This is a genomic window from Mesorhizobium sp. WSM4809 (assembly GCF_055811655.1).
In genome coordinates this window covers 41,465-65,289 of record NZ_JBVVQW010000003.1, presented here as the reverse complement: position 1 = coordinate 65,289, position 23,825 = coordinate 41,465, and the positions used below count along the sequence as shown (strand labels likewise).

Genomic DNA, 23,825 nt, shown 5'->3' with positions numbered 1-23,825 from the left:
AGTGGGCTCATGCATCAATACCGAAAGGGCATCGGAAACCCAGAGCCCTAGAAGCGCGTAGCCTGCAAGAAGCCGACTTCGGCGGCCTTGCCAATGCACAGCCAACCAGATGCCGATGATCAGAAATGCATCGACTATCATGTCGCTAACATCACACGCACCAGCGGCGCCAGCGCCTTGCCGATGTTTCGCGTGTTTTCGGCGTCGAGATGGACGCCGTCGAGAGGGGTGGTTTGCGCCACGCTGCCGGCGTCGAAGAAGCCACAGCCGGCTTCGTCGGCGAGCGCGGCATATTGCGGTGCCAAAAACTTCGAGGCGTCATCGCCACCGGCGAACATTTCCTTGAAGTCGGCATTTTCGGTGCGGCTGACGACAGGCGGCGAGACGATCAGTATCTGCGGCGCGGGCCAGTCGAACGGATAGTCGTGACCGCGCACGATGTCGATCAGCCGCTGAATGCCCTGCTTGGCCGCGACGGGATTGCCGTGGATCCACGGCTTCATGTCGTTGGCGCCGAGCATGATGGCAATCAGGTCGATCGGCGCATGGGTCGTCAGGACGGTTGGCAGCAGTTTTGCACCGTTGCGGTCCGCACCGGCCAGATGATCGTCGAAGGCCGTGGTGCGGCCGTTGAGGCCATCGGCAATCACTTGCACGCCGGCGCCTAACGCTGCCTGCAGCACGCTCGGCCAGCGGTCTTCCAGCGCATGGCGGCCACCTTCGGCATTGTAGCCCCAGGTTAGCGAGTCGCCGTAGCAAAGAACCGTCTTCATGCGCCCACCTGTGCGTTAATCGAGCCGCGCCTCAACCGCCAGCGCACGAACAGCCAGTGAACCAGCACAGTGGCCAGGTTCGGCAAAACCAGGCCGGCGATGATTGGCAGGTCGCCTCCCCACTGGCGCTTGCCGATCGGTTGAGAGAACGTCCAACCGATCAGGCCGAGCCCGATCAGCACGAACAGGAGAATTGCGCAGAGGGCCAGCCAGTTGATGATCGTCGGTGCGTTCGAAAAAAGCTGCGCGATGAAAAACACGATCGTTGCAACAATGGTGACAAGCACCGACGTCATGAACACCAGAATGTATTCTTCCTGCGCATGGGTTGCGACCGCCAGCTGTTGAGCAACCAGGCCGCCTGCCAATCCTGACAGGAAAAACGCCATGAGGGAGGTGAAGAAGATCCGCACCGCCCTCTCCGTCCTAGACCAGCATGCCCATCGGGTTCTCGATCAGCCGCTTGAAGGCGACCAGCAGTTCAGCCCCAAGCGCGCCGTCGACGGCGCGGTGATCGGTCGACAGCGTCACCGACATCACCGTGGCGATCTTGATCTCGCCGTTCTTGACCACCGCCCGCTCCTCGCCGGCGCCGACCGCCAGGATGGTCGCATGCGGCGGGTTGATGACGGCAGCAAAATCCTTGATGCCGAACATGCCGAGGTTGGACACCGCCGTGGTGCCGCCCTGATACTCTTCCGGCTTCAGCTTGCGGCTGCGCGCCCGGCTGGCCAGGTCCTTCATCTCGTTGGAAATGGTGGACAGCGTCTTTTCGTCGGCCTTGCGGATAATCGGCGTGATCAGGCCACCGGGGATCGACACGGCAACGCCGACATCGGCATGCTTGTGCTTGACCATGGCGCTTTCGGTCCATGAGGCATTGGCATCCGGCACCGCCTTCAGCGCCATGGCCATCGCCTTGATGACCATATCGTTGACCGACAGCTTGTAGGCCGGAGCGTCGCCCTTGTCAGTCTTCTTCACCGGGGCAGCCGCATTGATCTGCGTGCGCAGCGCCAGCAGCGCATCGAGTTCGCAATCGAGCGTCAGGTAGAAATGCGGGATGGTGGACTTGGCCTCGACCAGGCGCCGCGCAATGGTCTTGCGCATATTGTCATGCGGGACGAGGTCGTAGGAGCCCTGTTCGAACAGTTTCAGGACCTGATCATCCGACATCGCCTTTACCGCAGGCGCAGGAGCGCCAGCAGGAGCCTTGGCGGCAGGCGCCGCCTGGGCACCTCCACCGGCAATCGCCGCGTCGACATCCGACTTCACCACCCGGCCATGTGGGCCGGTGCCAGTCACGGCAGACACATCGACACCGGCCTCCTTCGCGATGCGGCGTGCAAGCGGCGACGCGAAGGTGCGCTCGCCAGCCGCATGGCCGTTGGCAACCGGAGCCGCATCTGCCTTGGATGCGGTCGCGACCGGTTCGGCCTTGGGTGTCTCAGCCTTCGGTGCGTCAGCCTTGGGAGCCTCCGCTTTCGGCGTCTCGGCTTTGGCTGGTGCGGCAGTATCGCCGCTTTTCGCGGCAGCGCCCGCATCCTCGCCCTCTCCGGCGAGCACGGCGATCAGCGCATTGACCTTGACGCCTTCGGTGCCGGCGGGAACGACGAGCTTGGCAACCGTGCCCTCATCGACAGCCTCGACTTCCATCGTCGCCTTGTCGGTCTCGATCTCGGCAATCACATCGCCCGGCGAAACCTTGTCGCCTTCCTTGACGAGCCACTTGGACAGATTGCCCTCTTCCATCGTGGGCGACAGGGCCGGCATGGTGATGTTGATTGGCATTTTGTCCTCCCGCCCGGTTCAGCGATACATGACGGCTTTGACCGCCTCGATGACTTCGCCGACATTCGGCAACGCCAGCTTCTCGAGGTTCGCCGCATAAGGCATCGGCACATCCTTGCCGGCGATGGTGATGACCGGCGCGTCAAGAAAATCGAAGGCGCGCTGCGACACCTGGTTGGCGATATGGTCGCCGACCGAGTTCTGCGGATAACCTTCCTCCACCACCACCAGGCGGTTGGTCTTCTTGACCGAGGCGATGATGGTGTCGAGATCGAGCGGCCGGATCGTGCGCAAGTCGATGATCTCGGCATCGATGCCAAGGCCACGCAGTTCCGCTTCAGCCTTGACCGCATAGGTCATGCCGATGCCGAAGGAGACGATGGTGACATCCTTGCCTGATTTATGGATGCGCGCCTTGCCGATCGGCAGCACGAAATCGTCCAGCTTCGGCACGTCGAAGGACTGACCGTAGAGGATTTCATTCTCGAGGAAGATGATCGGGTTCGGATCGCGGATCGCTGCCTTCAACAAGCCCTTGGCGTCAGCGGCGGTGTAGGGCATCACCACTTTCAGGCCCGGAATGTGGCTGTACCAGGCGGCATAGCACTGCGAGTGCTGAGCGGCGACGCGTGCGGCGGCGCCGTTCGGTCCACGGAACACGATCGGCGCGCCCATCTGGCCGCCCGACATATAGAGGGTCTTGGCGGCCGAGTTGATGATCTGGTCGATCGCCTGCATGGCGAAGTTGAAGGTCATGAACTCGACGATCGGCTTCAGGCCGGCCATCGCCGCACCCACGCCAACGCCGGCAAAGCCATGCTCGGTGATCGGCGTGTCGACGACGCGCCGCGGCCCGAATTCCTGCAGCAGGCCTTGCGTGATCTTGTAGGCGCCCTGGTATTCGGCAACCTCCTCGCCCATGACGAAGACATCGCCGTCGCGGCGCATTTCCTCGGCCATCGCATCGCGCAGCGCTTCGCGCACCGTGGTCGAGACCATTTCCGTGCCGGCCGGAATGTCCGGATCGGCGGCGATTTCCGTCTTCGGAGCAGCAGCCACCGGCGCAGCCGGCTTTGCGGCCTCCGCCTTATCCTCTGCGGCCGCCGGAGCCTCTGCCTTTGCAGGCGCTTCCGCCTTGGCGGGCGCCGCGGCCTTGCCGATATCCCCGGCACTTTCGCCGTCCTGTAGCAGCACGGCGATCGGTGTGTTGACCTTGACGCCTTCGGTACCGGCGGCGATCAGGATCTTGCCCAGCGTGCCTTCGTCAACGGCTTCGACTTCCATCGTCGCCTTGTCGGTCTCGATCTCGGCGATGACGTCGCCGGCGACGACTTTGTCGCCCTCGTTCTTCAACCACTTCGAAAGATTGCCCTCTTCCATGGTCGGCGAGAGAGCGGGCATGAGAATTTCGATCGGCATGTCCTTGCCCTCCCGTTACAATACGATATCGGTCCAGAGCTCGGACGGATCCGGCTCCGCGTCGTTCTGGGCAAATTCGGCGGCATCCGCGACAATGTCGCGGACCTCCTTGTCGATGGTCTTGAGCTCGTCCTCGGTCGCCCACTTCTTTTCCATCAGCCGTGCCTTGACCTGCTCGATCGGGTCATGGTCCGAGCGCATCTTCTGCACTTCTTCCTTCGAGCGGTATTTGGCCGGGTCGGACATCGAGTGACCGCGATAGCGGTAGGTCTGCATTTCGAGAATGATCGGCCCATTGCCGGCGCGGCACCATTCGGTCGCCTGGTCGCCGGCGGCCTTGACGGCGCGGACATCCATGCCGTCGACCTGGATGCCGGGAATCTTGAACGAGGCGCCACGGTGCGAAAAATTGGTTTCCGCCGAAGAGCGCGACACCGAGGTGCCCATGGCATAGCGGTTGTTCTCGATGATGTAGATCACCGGCAGCTTCCACAGCGAGGCCATGTTGAAGCTTTCATAGACCTGGCCCTGGTTGGCCGCGCCATCGCCGAAATAGGTCAGCGAAACATTGTTGTTGTCGCGGTAGCGGTTGGCGAAGGCCAACCCCGTGCCGAGCGACACCTGCGCGCCGACGATGCCGTGGCCGCCGTAAAAGTGCTTTTCCTTGGAGAACATGTGCATGGAGCCGCCCTTGCCCCGGGACAGGCCGCCCCGACGCCCGGTCAACTCGGCCATGACGCCGCGCGGCGACAGTTCCATCGCCAGCATGTGGCCGTGGTCGCGATAGGCGGTGATCATCTGATCGCCATCGATCAGTGCCATCTTCATGCCGGTGACGACCGCTTCCTGGCCGATATAGAGGTGGCAGAAGCCGCCGATGAAACCCATGCCGTAAAGCTGGCCGGCCTTTTCCTCGAAACGACGGATGAGCAGCATGTGCCGGTAAGCGGCAAGCTCTTCGTCCTTGGTGAATTCGGCAGGCTTGGGGGCCGAAAGCCCCGATTTGCCGTCGGATTTGGATTTGGCAGGCGCTTTTCTGGCGGCGGTGGCCATGCATCACTCCCTGTTGGCGTCTCTTTGTGGACATTAGAGCAGATGAAATCTGCTCTGGGGAGATCAGCTCTTCCCCACCGATTTAAGGGAGGCTAACACGCGTCAAAGCGTTGCGCCATGCCGAATTTGCATAGCTGGCATGCGCCTAAGCGATTAAAATCATTGAAAATATTGATGATTAACTTGAAATCAGTTATTTCGACGAGGTCGGCAACATAATGGTGATTTCGTCAGCCTGGGACAGATTGAGCGCCTTGCGTGCCTGCTCATCGAGCATGTCCTTTTCGAGCGTGCCTTCATGCATCAACCGAACGCGGCGCTCGAGTTCCATGCGGCGCGCCTTGATCACATCGAGCTGGCCTTGCAGCGCCACCGTCTGGGCTTCCAGCTGATATTTCGAATAGATGCCGAATTCGCCGTGATAGGCGTGGAAGCCGAAATAGGCCAGGAACGCCACGCAAAGCGAGGGAATGATCAGTCGGCCGGTGTTTCTCTGCTTGTGCTGACGCGTCCACATGATCCAAATCCTCGCGGCCGCGAACTCAGGCGGCTCACGATCTTTTTCGCCCGATTGTGCTTAACGGACGGTTACGGGTGTCCTGTTGGGCGGCGTCGAAACAAAAAAGGGCGGGAATGCTCCCGCCCTTTTGTCCGGTATCGATGAGCCGGTGTTTCTGGATCAGCCCTTGACCACCGACTTGCCGGCATAGCTTGCCTGCTTGCCGAGTTCTTCCTCGATGCGGATCAGCTGGTTGTACTTGGCCATGCGGTCGGAGCGCGACAGCGAGCCTGTCTTGATCTGTCCGCAATTGGTGGCAACCGCGAGATCGGCGATGGTCGAATCCTCGGTTTCGCCCGAGCGGTGCGACATGACGGCAGTGTAGCCGGCCTTGTGCGCGGTCTCTACGGCGTCGAGCGTTTCCGTCAGCGAGCCGATCTGGTTGACCTTGACGAGGATCGAATTGGCAACGCCCATGCGGATGCCGTCGCGCAGCCGCGCCGTATTGGTGACGAACAGGTCGTCGCCGACTAGCTGCGTCTTCTTGCCGATCAGGCCGGTCAGGTACTTCCAGCCTTCCCAGTCGTCCTCGGCCAAGCCGTCCTCGATCGAGATGATCGGATAGTCGGCGGCAAGCTTGGCCAGGTATTTGGCCTGGGCCCTGGGATCGCGCGTCTTCTTCTCGCCCTCATAGACGTAGTTGCCGTCCTTGAAGAACTCGGTCGCGGCGCAATCGAGGCCCAGCGCGATCTCGTCGCCCGGCTTGAAGCCGGCCTGCTCGATCGATTCCATGATGAAATCGAGCGCCACAGGCGCGCTTTTCAGGTTCGGGGCAAAGCCGCCCTCGTCGCCGACATTGGTGTTGTGGCCGGCGTCCTTCAGTTTCTTGCGCAGCGTATGGAAGATTTCCGAACCCCAGCGGACACCTTCGCGCAGCGTCGGCGCGCCGATCGGCAGGATCATGAATTCCTGGAAATCGATCGGGTTGTCGGCATGCGCGCCGCCATTGATGATGTTCATCATCGGTACCGGCAGGAGATGCGCCTTGGTGCCGCCGACATAGCGGTAGAGCGGCAGGCCGGCGGCATCGGCGGCCGCCTTGGCCACCGCTAGCGAAACGCCAAGAATGGCATTGGCGCCAAGCCGGCTCTTGTTGGGCGTGCCGTCAAGCTCGATCATGGTCTGGTCGATATGGATCTGGTTTTCGGCTTCCATGCCGCCGATGGCCTCGAACAGCTCGCCGTTCACCGCTTCGACGGCCCTGAGCACGCCCTTGCCGAGATAGCGGGCGCCACCGTCGCGCAGTTCGACGGCCTCGTGGGCGCCGGTCGAAGCACCCGACGGCACCGCCGCGCGGCCCATCGAGCCGTCTTCGAGAATGACATCGACCTCGACGGTCGGATTTCCACGGCTGTCCAGGATTTCACGCCCGACAATGTCGATGATGGCGGTCATTTGCGATGTCCTCGATTGATCTGAAGAATGCCGCACGTCTTAGCCAAAGTGCTGCAAAAGGCAATCGGCCGGCCGGCAATTATTGCCGCGGCATCAGCCTCTGAACGATTCACGAAGCGCAAATCGCTGTCATCATAAGTCATGTACGGTCGGCTGACTTCCGGTTAAGGTGCAGCGCGCGGGGCGAAACAGGAGGAGTTTCGCCATGTCCCAGTTGAGTGGTATCGTGAGTCTGTTCCTGATCGCGGCGGCATTCCTGACGTCGTGCGACAATCAGCAGTCGCCGCCGAAGGCGATGGCCCCCTTACATGTCAGCGAATAAGCCAGAATACAAAGCGGCCCCGTCTCTCGACGGGGCCGCTTTGTCGTTGCTGTCAATGCCAGTAAGGCGTGACCTTGTAGTAATTGTAAGATTCGTCGCGCGCCACCTCGCCATCCGCCCCGCTCAATTCGTTGATCGAATAGGCAGGCGCCGCTCTGAGTTGTTCCTTGGAAAACGGCACGACATAGCCGCCCTTGTCCTCATCATAGTCGAGGCTTGCCCACGGAATGGCGTGATATTTTTCGCCAATGCCGAGGAAGCCGCCAAAACCGATCACCGCGAACATGATGCCGTTCGTCATCTTGTCGAGCATCACATCCTCGATGCTTCCGATGCTCGTGCCTTCGGTATTGTAGACCGATGTACCGATGACCCGTGAAGCGGCGATGGCTTGGGTGTGACCTGTCTGGGTTGTCATGATTGTGCTCCTCATTGTGGTTTAGAACCATACTTGGACAATGAGGGGCGCGGGCGAAGGTTCCCGACTTTTTCGGCGACGCCCGGTCACTCCGAGAGGATGAAGGTAACCTTCATATTGACGCGATAAGCAACAATCTTGCCGTCTTGGACGACGATCTTCTGGTCCTGGATCTAAGCGCCCTCGACGTTCTTCAGGGTTTTCGAGGCGCGCGCAATTCCCTGTTCGATGGCGTCCTGAAAGCTCTTCTTCGACGACGATGTGATTTCGGTGACGCGGGCGACGGACATGGCTTCCTCCTGCCAAAACGCTCAGTTGCAAGGCAAGCGTATAGCCGGCTCGTGCCTTCCACAAGCGCCGGCAGTCGGCAGGGTATGCGTCCGGCCTTAGAGGCCCTTGGCGATACGGTCGAATGCCATCAGCCGCTCGAGCAAGGCTGGCATGTCCTTTAACGGCAGCATGTTCGGGCCATCCGACGAGGTCGAATTGTCAGGATCCTGGTGGGTCTCGATGAACACGCCGGCAACGCCAACAGCGACGGCCGCGCGCGCCAGCGTCTCGACAAAACGACGTTCACCGCCCGAGGACCCGCCCTGCCCGCCCGGTTGCTGCACCGAATGGGTGGCATCGAAGATCACCGGCGCGCCGATCTCGGCCATGATGGGAAGAGCGCGCATGTCGGAGACCAGCGTGTTGTAGCCGAAGGAGGCGCCGCGCTCGGTGGTCAGCACATTGGCATTGCCGGAACCGGTGATCTTGGCGACGACGTTCTTCATGTCCCAGGGGGCGAGGAACTGCCCCTTCTTCACATTGATCACCTTGCCGGTTTTCGCCGCGGCGACCAGCATGTCGGTCTGGCGCGACAGGAAAGCCGGAATCTGCAGGACATCGACATGCGGCGCGACGATGGCGCACTGCTCCTCGGTGTGGACATCGGTCAGCACGGGGAGCGAAAATTCCTTGCGCAGTTCGTCGAAGACGGGAAGGGCTGCGTCCATGCCGGCGCCGCGCGTCGCCGACAGCGAGGTGCGGTTGGCCTTGTCGTAGCTGGTCTTGTAGACGAGGCCTATGCCGAGCCTGCCGGTCAGTTCCTTCAGTGCGCCGGCCATGTCGAAGGCATGCTGGCGCGATTCAAACTGGCACGGGCCGGCGATCAGGGACAAAGCCGCCCTGTTGTCGAAGACGACATTGCCGACGGCTACAGACGAATTGGGCGCCATCGAATTGGACGCTTGCGGCTTGCTCATGGGATCTCCCGGAAGATAAAGGCCGCGCCCTGTCCGGGTGCACGCCGCACGACGATATCATTGCCCGCTATATTGTGTAGGACGGAATTGGCTGCAAGCAGCCTCGATGTCACATCGGCGTTCCGGACCGAAAAGACCACCGCTGCGAAGCGTAGATCTGTCGGCGCGCCGGCCGGCAGGCCGAAGCGCGCGGTGAAAGCCGCGCGGTCAAGCACGCTCAAATCCGCATTCGGCAAGGGAAAAATGCCGCCCTGCCCGTCGGCGGCCGGATCATCCACCGCCACGGAAATCAGCCCATGCTGCTTTCCGGGCGCATCGCTGACCGCCAAGATCTCGACAATTCCGGTCGCGCCGTTGGCGTGGGCCTGCAAAGCCGTGCGATCCACATCAGGCGCGTTGACCCGCTCGCAGGCAAACAGAAAGGCGTCCGTGGCTTCGGCTCCGGCCGCAAAGGCGAGCTTGAACGACGCGATGTCGCTTTTGCCGGCAGGGTCGGTGAAGGCGCGCGAAAAACCCAGCATGTCTCCCGCCGAGATGCCGGCATCGACATAGCGTGCATGGTCGGCATCGGCATTGCCCGTGCCTAGAACAATGGCGGAAAATCCCTCGTCGCCGTTGCTGTCGCGATAGGCGCGATCACGCGCGACGAAGACATTGCCGTCTGCGATAGCCTTTGCCGCCACCTGCTCGTCGCCGACCGCCAAAGGTTCGAGATAGGTGCCGTCGGCCAGGAAAACACAGCAGTTTTCCGTTCCGAACGGATGGATTCCGGTCGGGGCAACGACGAAGCCAAGCGCGGTGAGCCGGGCTCGCGCCACATCGAGGCTGTGCGTCGGGAGCACCAGATGATCGAGCGGATGGGTGCCTGCGGCTGCGGTTTTGGTCATGCAGGCGCGATGTGCATCATTCCGCAAAGCCGTTCAAGACTTGATCGCAATACCGGCCAGTTCGCCCGTCAATTCACCGGACGTCGAAAGGCGCCCCTGGAGCAAGGTTCGATCAGCTCCCCGCGACTACATCGGCGGAATAGCGCAGTTCACGCATCGGTTTGACCTTGCTGGTGGTCTGCGCGTAGAGCGGGTGCGCCTTGTAGGCGGCCAGCGCGGCGTCATCGACGAACTCCGCATAGACAACCACATCGACCTCATCCGACAGCGGATCCACCTTGGTGTTGAGCGTGACCTCGAACAGGCTGGAATGAGGAATGTCGCCGAGCGCCAGCAAGCCGGTGCGCACAGCCTCGACATCCTCTTTTCGCCGCGCGCTGAAGAAAACGATATGCCGGATCAACCCCGCCTCCTCGATCAAAGTGCCGGGGTCTTTTGTGACGGCAGGACGTTGGCGTCAATCGACAAGGATGTCGCGGCTGCTGCCACTGGAGTTAAGCTTTGCTGGTAACATATCGCACAACATGACTAAGCTCTTTCACAGCGGTGTCGAGATAGCGGCCCTGATTGTACATGCCATCCCAGATCAAAAAAAATGCGATGGCGGCAATGACGATTACATAACGCATGGCTAAATCTATCGCACAAGGAATTCTGCGGTCATAGGCGTTTTTTGACGCGCTGCGCCTTGGCTGTGCACAGGCACAGATGCCCGCCGGCGGGAGCAATCTGCTTGGCACAGCCCCGCTTGCAGCCTGCCCCTTGAAGTTTCCCCGCATGACGTGGAAGATTGTCGCACGGATTCACCGGGAAGCGCTGAAGCTCTGGTAGGGGGCGCGCACTTCGTTCGAGCCCGCTCGCCGACGAACCGGTCGCGGCGGCGTTCGAAGCTGGCGAATGATCCAAGAGAACCGTGGCCCGGCAATTTGCGCCGACACCGCGGAAATCCAGGGGCATGAGATGGCGCAAAAGGAACATGTTGGCGTAGCATTGAGCGACGCGGTCAGGCTCGATGAATTCAACTTCGCGGAGATCGTCAAAGGTCTGCCGGCGAAAGCGCGCATGGTGCTGTCGGCGGCGATGAACCTGCCTCGCGGTTCGCTCAGGGTGAGGCTGCCGGACGGCCGTGCCGTGCTCGTCGGCGGCAAGGGACCTGGCCCAGATGCCGAACTGGTGCTGAAGAATTGGCGCTTGCCCGGCCGCGCCTTTTCCGGCGGCACGATCGGTGTTGCCGAATCCTATATGGACGGCGATTGGGAAAGCCCTGATGTGACCAGCTTCCTGGAGCTGTTCGTGGTCAATTCGGTCATTGGCGAGCGTATCGCGGGCGGCACCAGTTGGCTGATCAACACCGTCCAGCGCATCCGCCACTGGTTCAACCAGAACACGCGCACCGGTTCGAAACGCAATATCTCGGCGCATTACGACCTCGGCAACGCCTTCTACAAGGAATGGCTCGATCCGAGCATGACCTATTCCTCGGCGCTCTACACGACCGGTGCCAACGACCTGGAAGGCGCCCAGGCCGCCAAATATCGCGCTCTGGCGAAGGATACAGGGATCGGTCCGAAGGACCATGTGCTGGAAATCGGTTGCGGCTGGGGTGGCTTCGCCGAATTCGCGGCGCGCGAGATCGGCTGCCGCGTGACCGGGCTGACGATCAGCCGCGAGCAGCACGATTTTGCCACGGCTCGCATCGCCAGGGCTGGTCTTGCCGACAAGGTCGACATCAAGCTGCAGGATTATCGCGACGAGACCGGCACCTATGACCGCATCGCCTCGATCGAGATGTTCGAGGCGGTCGGCGAGAAATACTGGCCGGTGTTTTTCGGCAAGATGAAGGCCTGTCTGAGGCCTGGCGGCACCGCCGGCCTGCAGATCATCACCATCAACGAAGCCGCCTACGACACCTATCGCGCAAGGCCGGATTTCATCCAGCGCTACGTCTTCCCGGGCGGCATGCTGCCGACGCCGTCGATTCTGAAGGCGCTCGGCAAGGATCATGGCCTTGCCCATCTGCGCGAGCGCGTGTTTCCGGACGACTACGCGCGCACGCTTGCCGAGTGGCGCCACCGGTTCTGGGCGTCATGGGAAAAGATCGTCCCGCTCGGCTTCGACGACCGCTTCAAGAAGCTCTGGGAGTTCTACCTGCACTATTGCGAGGCTGGCTTCCGCGCCAGCTACATCGACGTGCGCCAGGTGGTCTACAGGGCGTAAGCCGACACGCTCTTGAACGGTCTATGTCGAGCATGATCGCGACATAGCCGCGTCGTCGCCGTCAAAAAGTCCGATCGCGAAGCAGAATGCCGCGCAGGACGGACGAATCGGAAATCACCTGATGCGCAGACGGACGATCTTCTTCGGCGTCATTGTTGTCGCTGCGGTGGGCATCTGGCTCAACAACACCTCGCTGTTATCGAATCGCCCCGCCGGCAAGCCGGAGATGCTTGCCCATCGCGGCCTTGCCCAGGACTATTTGCGCGCAGGCATGACAGGACAGACTTGTACCGCCAGTCACATGTTGCCGCCGCGCCATGGCTACCTCGAAAACACAATTCCCTCGATGGAGGCCGCCTTTGCGCTGGGCGCCGACGCGCTCGAACTGGATGTTCACCCGACGACGGACGGCAAGTTCGCCGTCTTCCATGACTGGACGCTGGATTGCCGCACGGAAGGCACGGGAGAAACGCGCAGCCATTCCATGGCCGAGTTGAAGGCCCTCGATGTCGGCTATGGCTATACGGCGGATGGCGGCAAGACCTTTCCATTCCGCGGCAAAGGTATCGGCATGATGCCATCCCTGGATGAGGTTCTGACGCACTTCCCGGCCCGCCGCTTCAACATCAACGTCAAGAGCAACGATCCGGGCGAAGGCGAAAAGCTGGCCGCATGGCTTGCCACGCTGGCACCAGCCGAGCGCGGTTATCTCTCGGTCTATGGCGGCGACAAGCCGATTGCCGCGGTCAAGGCTGCGCTGCCGGACATGCATACGCTAAGCCGCGCATCGCTGACGCAATGCATCCTGCGCTATGCCGCAATTGGCTGGACCGGCTACGTTCCGGATGCCTGCCGCAAAGGCACCTTGCTCATCCCCGTCAACGTCGCGAAATGGATGTGGGGGTGGCCGAACCGGTTTCTCGATCGCATGCAAGGAGTCGACAGCCGCGTCTATCTGCTCGGCCCTTATTCCGGCGGCGACTTTTCGCAAGGGCTCGACGATCCCGAACTGATCAAGCAACTGCCGGACGGCTATTCCGGCGGCATTTCCACGGATGCGCTGGATCTCGTCATGCCTGACATCAAGGAACGTTTCGGCTCGGATCAATCCACGCCGTAAGGGGCTTGGATCGAGCCGCCTCGAAGCTACCCTTCAAAGCAGGATGCGGTATTTCGCGAAGCCCGCCTCGCCCTCGCCCGCCGGTTCGATCTTCAGCGATTTCACCTGCGCGATGAAATCCTTGGCCCTGGGGCCGGTTTCGAAGACGGCGCTGGCTCCAGGCAGCGGTGCGAACGACCAGTTGTCGTCCGCCGACGGATTGATCGTGCCCTCGCTGACGATATAGCGGACGATGACATCGCGATTGGTGTCCGGCGCCTCGTAGATGATCTTCGAGGCATTGATGTCGGGGAAATTGCCGCCGCCGCCAGCCCGGTAATTGTTGGTCGCAACGACGAATTTCTGATTGCGATCAATTGGCTTCCCATCGAAACTCAGGTCGACGATGCGATTGGCGCCAGCGTTGGCCAGCCCGCCCTTGGCATCGTATTTCGACGGCTGCGACAGATCGATCTTGTAGGTGACGCCGTCGATGACGTCGAAATTGTAGGACGGAAAATCAGTGTTGATGAGGGCCTGGTCGGCCTTATCAGGCTCGATCCGGTTGAAGATGCCGGCCGACATTTCCAGCCATTCCTTAACCTGCGCACCGGTGATTTCGACGGCACGCACGGTGTTGGGATAGAGATAGAGGTCGGCAACGTTCTTGATGGCGATGTCGCCCGCCGGCACGTCGGTATAGTAGTCGGCGCCGTTGCGCCCGCCGGCCTTGAACGGCGCGGCCGCCGACAGCAGCGGCACATCCTTCCATTGCGTGTTCTTGAGGATATCCCGGAGGTACCAGGTCTGCGCCTGGCTGACGACCTGCACCGACGGATCGTCGGCGACCAGCGCGAAATAGGAATAAAGCGGCGCGGAGGTCTTGCCGACGGGACGCCGCACATAGGCCAGCGTCGCCTGGTGGTCCTGTTCGAGGGCCGCGATGATGCGCTTGTCGTCCGGGACAGTCGGCTTGTTCTTGTTGTCGAGGCGTTCGAAGATCGGCCGCGCTTCGGAGGTGGCTGAAACGACCTTCCATTTCGACCCGTCACGCTCCAGCATCAGGTCGATCAGCCCCATATGCGAGCCCCAGAAACCGCCCATGACGGCGGGTTTGCCCTGCAGCGTGCCCTTTTGCGTGTCGACACCGTCGAGCGACTGGAAATCCTTCTTGCCGGGGAACACCAGATGCTGGTGGCCGGTGAACACCGCATCGATGCCGTCGACGCCGGCGACGAAGAACGAGGCGTTCTCCATCATGTCGCCCTGCTTCACGTCGATGCCGGAATGCGAGAGCGCAAGGACGATGTCGGCGCCCTCCTCCTTCATCTGCGGCACCCAGGCCTTGGCCGCCTCGACGATGTCGCGCGTCTTGACGTTGCCCTCGAGGTTCTTGAGATCCCAGACCATGATCTGCGGCGGCACGAAGCCGATGATGCCGACCCTGATCGGCTGCTCGGCGCCCGAACCGTCCTTGATCTTCTTGTCGAGGATGACATAGGGCTTGAGATAGAGCTTGTCGTCGCGCGGGTTCGCGGCAAGCTCGGTGCCGCGGATCAAATTGGCGCAGACGAAGGGAAAATTGGCGCCGGCCAGCACCTTATCCAGGAACGACAGGCCGTAGTTGAACTCGTGGTTGCCCAGCGTCGAGCACTCGTAGCCAAGCAGGTTCATGCCTTTCATGATCGGATGCAGGTCGCCGTCCTTCAGCCCCTTCTCATAGGCGATGTAGTCGCCCATCGGATTGCCCTGCAGCAGGTCGCCATTGTCGATCAGCATCGAATTCACGGCTTCCTTGCGCACAGCATCGATGAGAGACGCCGTGCGCGACAGGCCCAGCGTGTCGTTCGTTTTGTCGGCGTAGTAATCGTAAGGCAGCACGTTCACATGGATGTCGGTGGTCTCCATGATCCGGAGATGGGCCTGGTTGGCTTGAGCGCGGGCGGAGAACGGATGCAGCATGATCAGTGCCCCTGCGGCGGCGCCCGCAAGGAGATCGCGGCGGGATATGGGATGGAGCAGTTGCGACATGTTTTCTCCTTCGACAACTGACAAGCCCTGCCCCGAAGCGAACTTCGCTCTGAAACCTGCTTAAGTCCATTCAACAAGTCGCGCGCATGAAGCCGCCACTCGATCAGCAACGGATGACGTGCCGATGAACGATCGGGGCGAGGAAATCAGCCCTTGTCGTCGTCGCCTTGGGTGATCAGCCGCGCGCTGCGCTGGCCTGTCGCGTAAATCCATAGCCAGCTCAGCGAAACCGCAAGCCGGTTGCGAAAACCGATCAGGAAATAGATGTGCGCCACTCCCCACAGCCACCAGGCCGCCCGGCCGGTCAGCTTGAGCCAGCCGAAATCGATCACCGCGGCGCGCTTGCCGATCGTGGCGAGATCGCCGGCATGCCTGTAGTGGAAAGGACGCGCGGTCGTGTCGCCGCCGAGCCTGGCCTTGATGGTGGCCGCAACATGTCGGCCCTCCTGCTTGGCGGAAGGCGCGACGCCGGGCACCGGCCGGCCATCGGGCCGCAGCACAAGGGCGGCGTCGCCGATGACGAAAATCTCCGGGCTGCCAGATACAGTCAGATCGGGCTCGACCAGCACCCTGCCCGCGCGGTCCGCCTTCGCTCCCAGCCATTCAGCGGCCGGCGAAGCGGCAACGCCGGCTGCCCACAGGATCGTTCGGGCTGCCAGTTGCTTATCGCCAAACACAACACCTTCGGCGTCGCAGCGCGTGACGGCCCGGCCAAGCTCGACCGTCACACCGAGCCGCTCGAGCGCTTTGCTGGCATAGTCGGAAAGTTTCGGTGCGAAATTGGCCAGAATGCGGTCGCCGGCCTCGATCAGCACCACACGCGTCTGCCGCGCGTCGATGTTGCGGAATTCGCCGCGCAGCGTGTCATGCGCCAGCTCGATGATGGTGCCGGCAAGCTCGACGCCGGTCGGCCCGCCGCCGACGATCGCAATGGTCAGCAACGCCCGGCGTTTGGCCGGATCGGTCTCCCGCTCGGCCTGCTCGAAGGCCAGCAGAATTCGCCGCCGAATGCTGGTGGCGTCCTCCAGCGTCTTCAGGCCCGGGGCGAAAGGCTCCCATTCGTCGTGGCCGAAATAGGCGTGGCGGGCCCCGGTGGCGAGCACCAGCGTGTCGTAGGCGACCGCGCTGCTGTCATCGAGCAGCACGCGCTTGCCGGCGCGGTCGACACCGGTGACATTGGCGAGCAGCGTCGTCACATCCTTGCGCTTGCGCAGGAGGTGGCGGATCGGCCAGGCAACCTCGGAGGTGGCCAGCGCCGTCGTCGCCACCTGGTAGAGCAGCGGCTGGAAGAGGTGATGGTTGCGCTTGTCGATCATGGTGATGCGCACGGGAGCGCCAGCAAGTGCACGGGTGAACTCGAGACCGCCGAAACCCGCGCCGACAACGACGACATGATGCCTGGCTTCATTCATTTCGTTCACCCCGATGGCAAGATTGCCTGTCCTGGATGTAGGTATTTTTGTGCAATGCAACAACAGATGGACGGTGCCCGAGACTCGTCGTTCCATGTCGTGAATGCACATGTTGTATCGTATCGCGAGGTATAGCGTCATCGAACACGCGATGAGGTGAGGCATGGCCAATGATCGTGACGACGATGCTCCGGCGCAGTATTCTTCGCCGCCCTGTTTCATGCACGAGCTCGATCCGGAATTCCGTGCGCCTTCGAGCGACTGGATCGATGTGAGACGCTGGCGCAAGGCCGAACGCGAACGGCTGATCGCTGCGCGTCTCGCCGTTTCGGCCGACGCGCGAGCGGTAATGTCGCAACGCATCGCCGATGGCCTCGACGCGATCATTGGCGAGATCGCCGGGCGCATGGTCAGTCTTTACTGGCCGTTTCGCGGCGAGCCGGATTTGCGGCCTTGGATGGCGTCCATAAACGAACGCGGCGGCCGCACCGCCCTGCCCATCGTCATCGAGAAGGGGCAGCCGCTGATCTTCCGCGCCTACAAAGCGGGCGACCGGCTGGAGAAAGGTGTCTGGAACATCCCGATGCCGGCCGAGGGCGATCCGGTGCTGCCGGACATCGTCATCTCGCCGATCGTCGGCATCGATCCCCAGAACTACCGCCTGGGTTATGGCGGCGGCTTCTTCGACCGCACGCTGGCAGCGATGCCGTTCAAGCCGCTGGTCATCGGCGTCGGCTACGAGCTGCAACGCATCGCGACCATCTACCCGCAGCCGCACGATATCCCGATGGATCGGGTGGTAACGGAGGCCAGCTAGTCCAGGCTGTGCTGAGATTCAGGTCAGGCCGAGTCGAAAATGGTCGCTTCCGAGAACGGGAGCGGAGCGTACTTTTCGTACGCGAGCACCGGAAGCGCATGGAGCTACCATTTGCAGGCCGGCATCACCTGAATATCAACGCAGCCTAGGCCATTTCCGGCTTCATGCCCATGGCGGTCCTGTCGACGATTTCGCGTAGCGCAAAGGACGAATTGATCTTGGTCACGTGCGGCATCGCCGACAGCCATTCCTTGTGGATGCGCTCATAGTCGACGAGATCCTTCGCCGCGATCCGCAGGATGTAGTCGTACTCGCCCGACATCAGGTGACAGGACAGCACGTTCGGGCAGCGTTTGATCGCCGCCTCGAAATCCGAGAGCGTCTTCTCGAACTGTCCCGACAGCGATATGTGCACGATCGCCGTCATCTGGTGGCCGAGTGCTGCATTGGAAAGCCGGGCATGATAGCCGCGGATGGTTCCGGATTTCTCCAGATTGTCGAGCCGGCGCGAACAGGCCGACTGCGACAGGCCGACCTTCTCGGCCAGTGCCGCATTGGGTATCCTGCCATCCTTCTGCAAAGCCTCGAGAATGGCGATATCAATCCTGTCGAGCCGCATTTTTCGTGAATCCTGCGAATATCCAGCTATTTCGCGCAACGATTATCGAAACCTGCCGGTTGGCGCAAGCGCATTCGCAAACACCTGCGCAACGATTCGTGGTTCACTCCATCCATACAGGGAACGAGCCCAAAGGGCCGGATCAGGAGAAGAAAATGCGCGTCGGCTGCCCCAAGGAAATCAAGAACCACGAATACCGCGTCGGCCTCACCCCCGGCTCGGTCCGCGAATATGTCGCCCATGGCCACGAAGTGCTGGTTGAGACCGGGGCCGGTGCCGGCATCGCCGCCGATGACAACGCCTATCGCGCCGCCGGCGCCACGATTGCCAAGACGGCCGCCGAGGTGTTCGCCAGGTCGGACATGATCGTCAAGGTCAAGGAGCCGCAGCCCAGCGAATGGGCGCAGCTTCGCGAAGGCCAGATCCTGTACACCTACCTTCACCTTGCTCCGGATCCGGAGCAGACCAAGGGCCTGCTTGCGTCCGGCGTGACGGCAATCGCCTACGAGACCGTGACCGACGACCGTGGCGGCCTGCCGTTGCTGGCGCCGATGTCGGAAGTTGCCGGACGCCTGTCGATCCAGGCCGGCGCCACGGCGCTGCAGAAGGCCAATGGCGGCCGCGGCGTGCTACTCGGCGGCGTGCCCGGCGTGCTGCCCGGTAAGGTCACCGTGCTCGGCGGTGGCGTCGTCGGCCTGCACGCGGCCAGGATGGCGGCCGGCCTTGGCGCCGACGTCACCATCATCGACCGCTCGATCCCGCGCCTGCGCCAGCTCGACGACCTCTTCGCCGGCCGCGTCCACACCCGTTACTCGACTGTCGAGGCGCTGGAAGAAGAGTGTTTTTCAGCCGACATCGTCGTCGGCGCGGTGCTGATCCCGGGTGCCGCGGCGCCAAAACTGGTTTCGCGCGAAATGCTGTCGGGCATGAAGAAAGGCTCGGTGCTGGTCGACGTCGCCATCGACCAGGGCGGCTGCTTCGAGACCTCGCACGCCACCACTCATGCCGAGCCGACCTATGAGGTCGACGGCGTCATCCACTATTGCGTCGCCAACATGCCTGGTGCCGTGCCGGTCACTTCGGCCCACGCGCTCAACAACGCGACGCTTCACTACGGCCTGCAGCTCGCCGACAAGGGCCTGAAGGCGCTGGTCGACGATCATCACCTGCGCAACGGCCTCAATGTCCACAAGGGCAAGATCACCAACCGGGCAGTCGCCGAGGCGCTCGGCTACGAACTGGTCGAGCCGAAAGCCGTTCTCGCCGCCTGATTTTCGCGAAAACAGCTCCTTTCAATCCAGCCCGCCGGTTCCATGCCGGCGGGTTTTTTCTTGCGAGCCTGTTTTTCAGGCAAAGCATGGCGTCGAAAGATGTGACGCAACGGCACTTTGCTCATCATTGTTGCATATTTGTCATTCCCGTACCGGCCGACTCCCTGCTAGAGACATTCCGGGTTTACTCATTGGGGTACGGGCATATGTTCATTCGCACATCCGCGAAATCTTTTCTTCTTGGTGCTGGTTCTGCTGTGGCTTTGATGTCTGCTGCTCATGCAGCAGATGTCGTCCAGCCGGTAGAAGAAGCTGCCGGCTTTAACTGGAGCGGCCTCTACGTTGGTTTTGGCGTCGGTGCCGGTGCCAACGTACACGAGCTCGGCAGCGATTTTATTCCAATCTCGCTGAACGGCATTGGTGGCGAAGGCGTCTATGGTGAGCTGACGGTTGGCTATGACTATATGGTCTCGCCCCGGTTCCTCATCGGCGGTCTGCTGGACGCTCACGTGGGCAACATCAAGACCACGCTGGACATTACGGGGTTCGACGCTTCGATCAAGGAAACCTACGGTTTCGACGCTGGCCTGCGTCTCGGCTACCTCTTGACGCCGAACACTCTGGGCTACGTGCTGGGTGGCTATTCCTGGCAGAAGTACAAGCTCGATACGAACGCCGGCTTCGACTTTGATTGGGATCAGAGCGGGTATTTTGTCGGAGGTGGCATCGAAACGGCCATCAACAGCAATTGGACGATCAAGACTGAGTATCGCTATACGGGCTTCGGGACCAAGGACGATCTTCTTTCCGAGGCTGGCATTGTCGGGGTTCCGGACGGTCTCCTGAATCTTGACACCTCGCGCCATACTTTCCAGATCGCAGCCAATTACCGGTTCGGTGCCCAGAACGGCGGCGGCGCTGCATTCGAGACGCCAGCCTACAACTGGACCGGATTCTATATCGGCGGCGCTGGTGGTGCCGGTGCGTCCGTGCACCAAATCAACGTTCCGCCGCTCGGCGGCCTGGAATTCAATGGTCTCGGTGGCGAAGGTGCCTTTGGTGAACTGAACGTCGGCTACGATCATGACTTCGGCAGCTGGGTCGCAGGCGTCATGGTCGATGCACGCTACTCCGGCATGACTTCCGAACTGGAGCTCGGCGGCGGATCGATCAACGTCGATACAGACTATGGGTTCGATGTGTTGGGCCGCGTCGGCATGAAGATGAACGAATCGACCCTTGCCTATGCGCTTGCCGGCTACAGCTGGCAGCATTTCGATCTGAACGCTTCCGACCCGATCGGCGACATTCTCGACTGGGGTTCCAGCGGTTTCTCGGTTGGTGGCGGCCTTGAAACGGCTCTGTCCAGCAATGTCACCGTTGGCCTCGAATATCGCTATTCGCAGTTCGCCGAGAAGGACTTTTCTTCGGAATTCGGCGCACCCGACGACACCCTTACCTCGACTTCCTCTTTCCACACCGTGCGTCTCGGCGCGAAGTACAAGTTCAACTAAAAGGCCCTCCAGCCAAACAGTTGCAGCCCGTCGGCCATGCCGGCGGGCTTTTTTTATTGCTCGAATCTTTCCGCGCCAAACGCAGGCAACAAAAAAGCGGAGCCAAAGCCCCGCTTCCTCGATGTCGAGATTTACCGCCGGTTCATCCGCGGTCGGCAAATCGATCGACAATGGCTTTCTATCGCGCATATGCGACGGCAGTACGACAACTGTTTCCAGCGGCTAGTCTCAGCCTCAAGCGCGCTCGATGCGGCACTGGTAGCAATTGTTGCGCGCCGAACGGACATGGACGTAGGCGATCTCGTCGCGTTCGAACAGCGTCTCGGCCCGTGCAGCAATTGCCGTGGTCGGGATGACGCCGCCGCTGCCATAGACGATGCGATCATCCCTGCCATAGCCGCGCACGATGTAGTCGGGGCTTTCGAGAATCTCGGGCAGCGCCTCGCTCTCGGCAGCGCGGTCGCATTCCTCGCCATGCAGGAAGATCGGCCCCGTTTCAGCATAGGGCTGAAGCTGCGGGAATGGCCGGTACGCCAGAACAAGATAGGCATCGCCGGCGGCGATGTTCTTCAAGCAATGCCGGCAAGGCATGCCGTCACCGTCGGAGATCTTTCGCTCGGGCATTTGACCATAAGCATCGATCCCGCCGCGCTGCAGCGTCCTGACACCTTCGGTCGGCAAAGCTTTGAACTGGATGGTCATGGAAAATCTCCGGTGTGGTCTACCGGAAATTATCCCTTTGAACTCTCGCCGCCACCCGATTCCTGCCAGATATCGAAGAGCCGGTCGCCCGTCGGCGACCGGCTCTCATCAAGTCCCGTCGAAGGCGCCGGCTAACTAAAATTCAGAGCTGCGGCTCAACGGATGAAATCGTCGAAGCGGCGCAGTGTCACCCGGCGATTCTGCCAGTTTTCGTTCTGCGTCTGCACCAGCAAAAACTCTTCGCCATAGCCGACTGTCTCGAGAGCATGACCCGGCACGCCGAATTCGCGCACCAATGTGCGCTTGAGCGAAGCGGCGCGCTGTTCGGACAGAGCCTGATTCGACTGGAAGGAGCCGACGGCGTCGGTGTGGCCCTCGATCAGCACCCGGGCGCCGCGATCGCGGCGCAGGATGCGCCGCAGCGCGTCGGCAATGGTCTCGATCTTGTCGTATTGCGAGTTGGCAATAGCCGCCGAACCGAAGGCGAAGTTGATCGACTGGATATCGATCGAGCGGGCCATGCGGCGCAAATCCGGGCGCCGCTTGAATTCGCGGATGGTGACGCGCTCGTCCGGCCGCAATTTCACCCGCGGCGCCGCCTCGAGCTTCCGCTCGATCGTCGCGGCCGAAGGCGTTGTCGCCTGGGCTGCGGCCAGGCTTGGCATGGCAATTGCCGCGATCAGCGCGGCGGCAAGTGTACGGCGGGTCAGCATGTCTTCGTCTCCTTCGGCCTTGGCCGCATTGATGGTGCCGGCAACATGCCAAAAACAGCCTGAAGGGCCGATGAACGGCGGGTTCAGATTAGAGCTGGTGTCAGCTTCCGGCTAGGGCCGCATGACGCTGGCCGCACGCTCGGTGAAAGGCAGCGGATGGACGATTTCCCTCTTTTGCGCCACCGGTGCAAAGCCGAGCTTCTGGTAGAGCGGCAGAGCCGCCGGATGATCGAGCGTGCAGGTCTGCACCGTCACCCGCTTCGGCCCATGCGACCATGCGGCGGCGATCGCGGAGCCCAGGAACCAGCGGCCGATGCCTTGCCCGGTGGCATGTTCCATCATGCCGAAATAGGCGAGCTCGACTTCTTCCGGCAGATGCGGCTTGAGATCGAAGAAGCCGGCGGGCGCGCCGTCGAGGTAAAGCACCCTGATGTCGCGATCCTCACGATGGATGCCGGCGGAAAGCTCGTCGTCATCCAGCCTCAGCACATTGACCCAGTGCCATTTGCGCCCCACCCGGTCCATCAGATAGCGGTAGAAATGCAGCGGAATGTCCTTGGTCTTCAGCAGCGCGACCTGACGGTTATACGGCACAGGCGGCGAATAGGCCGGAGGCACATGCATCTCGAGGAACGTCACCGTGACTTCGATGTCTTCCAGCGCGCCGTTTTCCATCGTCTTCATTCCTTGCCGGTCACAACGGGGCCGGTCGCCACGGGCGTGTCGGAAAGCCCGCCCCACTCCGTCCAGGAGCCGTCGTAAAGCCTGTTGTTCGTATGGCCAAGCGTTTCCAGCGCCAGCGTCACCACCGCCGCGGTAATACCGGAACCGCATGAAGTGACGACAGGTTTCGCCAGATCGATGCCGGCCTCCTCGATCACCTTGCGCAGGCGGTCCTTCGACAGCAGCTCGCCATTTTCCGACAGCGCCGAATAGGGCAGATTGCGCGCGCCGGGCATATGGCCGGAGCGGATACCCGCGCGCGGCTCAGGTTCAGTGCCGGTGAAGCGGCCCGGTCCACGGGCGTCGGCGATCTGGCTCGCCCTGGTGTCGACGATCCCGCGCATGTCGGCGAGGCCAGCGACGCGCCCGGCGTCGAAATCGGCATGAAACACGCTTGGCGCGATCTTGGTCGGTTCGGCCGTCACCGGCCTGCCGGCGGCTTTCCAGCCATCGAAGCCGCCCTCCAGAATATAGGTCTGAAAGACGCCCATCACCCGGAACATCCACCACGCCCGGGGTGCGGAGAAGAAACCCGGGCCGTCGTAGACGACGATGGTGTCATCGGCCGAAACGCCCATGGCGCCGACATACTGGGCAAAATGCTGCGGCGACGGCAAGGTATGCGGCAGGGGCGAATCCGGGCCCGAAACGGCATCCTGATCGAGAAATCGTGCGCCCGGGATGTGGGCCGACTCATACTCGCCGCGCGCATCGCGCTTCTGCGCCGGGAGATACCAGGATGCGTCGATGATCGTCAGGCCCGGCTCGCCGAGACGTTGCTGCAGCCAGTCTGCGTCGACGGTGAAGGGGCTGTCCTCGGCCATTTTGTTCTCCTGCTCGCTT

The 23,825-nt window shown here is 61.7% G+C and carries 23 protein-coding genes and 1 pseudogene; 5 read left to right on the top strand and 19 right to left on the bottom strand.

Features of this window, described 5'->3' with window-relative positions:
* Window positions 1-137: 137 nt before the first annotated feature.
* The 12 genes and pseudogenes from AC0L24_RS08330 to AC0L24_RS08275 form a co-directional block, all read right to left on the bottom strand.
* The gene (locus AC0L24_RS08330) at window positions 138-773 is read right to left on the bottom strand and encodes an SGNH/GDSL hydrolase family protein (RefSeq protein ID WP_127810318.1); all 636 of its coding nucleotides are present in this window, start codon (window positions 771-773) and stop codon (window positions 138-140) included.
* Complete coding sequence (locus tag AC0L24_RS08325) at window positions 770-1,186, bottom strand: hypothetical protein (RefSeq protein WP_127810317.1); 417 nt, start codon at window positions 1,184-1,186, stop codon at window positions 770-772. The genes AC0L24_RS08330 and AC0L24_RS08325 overlap by 4 nt, the downstream gene beginning before the upstream one ends.
* Window positions 1,187-1,199: 13 nt before the next feature.
* Window positions 1,200-2,564, bottom strand: a complete 1,365-nt coding sequence (locus tag AC0L24_RS08320; protein ID WP_127810316.1) for a pyruvate dehydrogenase complex dihydrolipoamide acetyltransferase — start codon at window positions 2,562-2,564, stop codon at window positions 1,200-1,202.
* 18 nt (window positions 2,565-2,582) lie between these two features.
* Window positions 2,583-3,983 carry a pyruvate dehydrogenase complex E1 component subunit beta gene (locus AC0L24_RS08315; RefSeq protein WP_127810315.1) on the bottom strand — a complete coding sequence of 467 codons (1,401 nt, stop codon included), beginning with the start codon at window positions 3,981-3,983 and terminating at the stop codon, window positions 2,583-2,585.
* 15 nt (window positions 3,984-3,998) lie between these two features.
* Window positions 3,999-5,036 (bottom strand): pyruvate dehydrogenase (acetyl-transferring) E1 component subunit alpha, encoded by a 1,038-nt coding sequence (gene pdhA, locus AC0L24_RS08310; protein ID WP_127272717.1) that lies wholly within the window; start codon window positions 5,034-5,036, stop codon window positions 3,999-4,001.
* A gap of 193 nt (window positions 5,037-5,229) precedes the next feature.
* Complete coding sequence (locus tag AC0L24_RS08305; protein WP_127270588.1) at window positions 5,230-5,553, bottom strand: FtsB family cell division protein; 324 nt, start codon at window positions 5,551-5,553, stop codon at window positions 5,230-5,232.
* Window positions 5,554-5,715: 162 nt separating this feature from the next.
* The gene (gene eno, locus AC0L24_RS08300; protein WP_127397502.1) at window positions 5,716-6,990 is read right to left on the bottom strand and encodes a phosphopyruvate hydratase; all 1,275 of its coding nucleotides are present in this window, start codon (window positions 6,988-6,990) and stop codon (window positions 5,716-5,718) included.
* A gap of 374 nt (window positions 6,991-7,364) precedes the next feature.
* A complete protein-coding gene (locus AC0L24_RS08295) occupies window positions 7,365-7,730 on the bottom strand; it encodes a PRC-barrel domain-containing protein (protein ID WP_127397501.1) in 366 nt (121 codons plus the stop codon).
* A gap of 86 nt (window positions 7,731-7,816) precedes the next feature.
* Window positions 7,817-8,020, bottom strand: a pseudogene (locus AC0L24_RS08290) (dodecin family protein).
* 96 nt (window positions 8,021-8,116) lie between these two features.
* Window positions 8,117-8,977 carry a 3-deoxy-8-phosphooctulonate synthase gene (gene kdsA, locus AC0L24_RS08285; RefSeq protein ID WP_473563638.1) on the bottom strand — a complete coding sequence of 287 codons (861 nt, stop codon included), beginning with the start codon at window positions 8,975-8,977 and terminating at the stop codon, window positions 8,117-8,119.
* Complete coding sequence (locus AC0L24_RS08280) at window positions 8,974-9,864, bottom strand: VOC family protein (RefSeq protein ID WP_127810408.1); 891 nt, start codon at window positions 9,862-9,864, stop codon at window positions 8,974-8,976. Before AC0L24_RS08280 ends, kdsA begins: the two co-directional genes overlap by 4 nt.
* A 112-nt stretch (window positions 9,865-9,976) precedes the next feature.
* The gene (locus tag AC0L24_RS08275) at window positions 9,977-10,267 is read right to left on the bottom strand and encodes a Dabb family protein (protein ID WP_127323248.1); all 291 of its coding nucleotides are present in this window, start codon (window positions 10,265-10,267) and stop codon (window positions 9,977-9,979) included.
* 557 nt (window positions 10,268-10,824) lie between these two features.
* Between AC0L24_RS08275 and AC0L24_RS08270 the strand changes: the two genes are divergently transcribed.
* On the top strand, window positions 10,825-12,081 hold the full coding sequence (locus tag AC0L24_RS08270; RefSeq protein ID WP_127811396.1) for an SAM-dependent methyltransferase: 1,257 nt from the start codon (window positions 10,825-10,827) through the stop codon (window positions 12,079-12,081).
* A gap of 121 nt (window positions 12,082-12,202) precedes the next feature.
* Entirely contained in the window at window positions 12,203-13,201 is a 999-nt protein-coding gene (locus tag AC0L24_RS08265; protein WP_473563637.1) for a glycerophosphodiester phosphodiesterase family protein, read from the top strand.
* Between the two features lie 33 nt (window positions 13,202-13,234).
* Here AC0L24_RS08265 and AC0L24_RS08260 read toward each other — a convergent pair whose 3' ends face one another.
* Window positions 13,235-15,211: a bifunctional 2',3'-cyclic-nucleotide 2'-phosphodiesterase/3'-nucleotidase gene (locus tag AC0L24_RS08260; RefSeq protein WP_127810406.1), complete on the bottom strand. Its 1,977-nt coding sequence runs from the start codon at window positions 15,209-15,211 to the stop codon at window positions 13,235-13,237.
* A gap of 146 nt (window positions 15,212-15,357) precedes the next feature.
* Window positions 15,358-16,623: an NAD(P)/FAD-dependent oxidoreductase gene (locus AC0L24_RS08255; RefSeq protein ID WP_127810405.1), complete on the bottom strand. Its 1,266-nt coding sequence runs from the start codon at window positions 16,621-16,623 to the stop codon at window positions 15,358-15,360.
* Between the two features lie 163 nt (window positions 16,624-16,786).
* On the opposite strand from AC0L24_RS08255, the gene AC0L24_RS08250 reads away from it, so the two are divergent.
* Window positions 16,787-17,440, top strand: a complete 654-nt coding sequence (locus tag AC0L24_RS08250; protein ID WP_127810404.1) for a 5-formyltetrahydrofolate cyclo-ligase — start codon at window positions 16,787-16,789, stop codon at window positions 17,438-17,440.
* 145 nt (window positions 17,441-17,585) lie between these two features.
* Here AC0L24_RS08250 and AC0L24_RS08245 read toward each other — a convergent pair whose 3' ends face one another.
* Window positions 17,586-18,059 carry an Lrp/AsnC family transcriptional regulator gene (locus AC0L24_RS08245; protein WP_127269076.1) on the bottom strand — a complete coding sequence of 158 codons (474 nt, stop codon included), beginning with the start codon at window positions 18,057-18,059 and terminating at the stop codon, window positions 17,586-17,588.
* A 155-nt stretch (window positions 18,060-18,214) separates the two neighbouring features.
* Here AC0L24_RS08245 and ald point away from each other — a divergent pair, with 155 nt between their 5' ends.
* Window positions 18,215-19,330, top strand: coding sequence for an alanine dehydrogenase (gene ald / locus AC0L24_RS08240; RefSeq protein WP_473563636.1), 1,116 nt, complete (start codon window positions 18,215-18,217; stop codon window positions 19,328-19,330).
* A 206-nt stretch (window positions 19,331-19,536) separates the two neighbouring features.
* Window positions 19,537-20,844: an outer membrane protein gene (locus AC0L24_RS08235; protein WP_473563635.1), complete on the top strand. Its 1,308-nt coding sequence runs from the start codon at window positions 19,537-19,539 to the stop codon at window positions 20,842-20,844.
* 234 nt (window positions 20,845-21,078) lie between these two features.
* Here the strand turns inward: AC0L24_RS08235 and AC0L24_RS08230 are convergent, their stop codons facing one another.
* The 4 genes from AC0L24_RS08230 to sseA all read right to left on the bottom strand — a co-directional run bounded on the left by AC0L24_RS08230 (window position 21,079) and on the right by sseA (window position 23,806).
* Entirely contained in the window at window positions 21,079-21,546 is a 468-nt protein-coding gene (locus tag AC0L24_RS08230; protein WP_127273685.1) for a DUF1203 domain-containing protein, read from the bottom strand.
* A 155-nt stretch (window positions 21,547-21,701) separates the two neighbouring features.
* Window positions 21,702-22,259, bottom strand: coding sequence for an OmpA family protein (locus tag AC0L24_RS08225; RefSeq protein WP_127810402.1), 558 nt, complete (start codon window positions 22,257-22,259; stop codon window positions 21,702-21,704).
* A 111-nt stretch (window positions 22,260-22,370) separates the two neighbouring features.
* Window positions 22,371-22,934 carry a GNAT family N-acetyltransferase gene (locus AC0L24_RS08220; protein ID WP_127272758.1) on the bottom strand — a complete coding sequence of 188 codons (564 nt, stop codon included), beginning with the start codon at window positions 22,932-22,934 and terminating at the stop codon, window positions 22,371-22,373.
* A gap of 5 nt (window positions 22,935-22,939) precedes the next feature.
* Window positions 22,940-23,806, bottom strand: a complete 867-nt coding sequence (sseA, locus tag AC0L24_RS08215; RefSeq protein ID WP_127810401.1) for a 3-mercaptopyruvate sulfurtransferase — start codon at window positions 23,804-23,806, stop codon at window positions 22,940-22,942.
* Window positions 23,807-23,825: the final 19 nt, after the last annotated feature.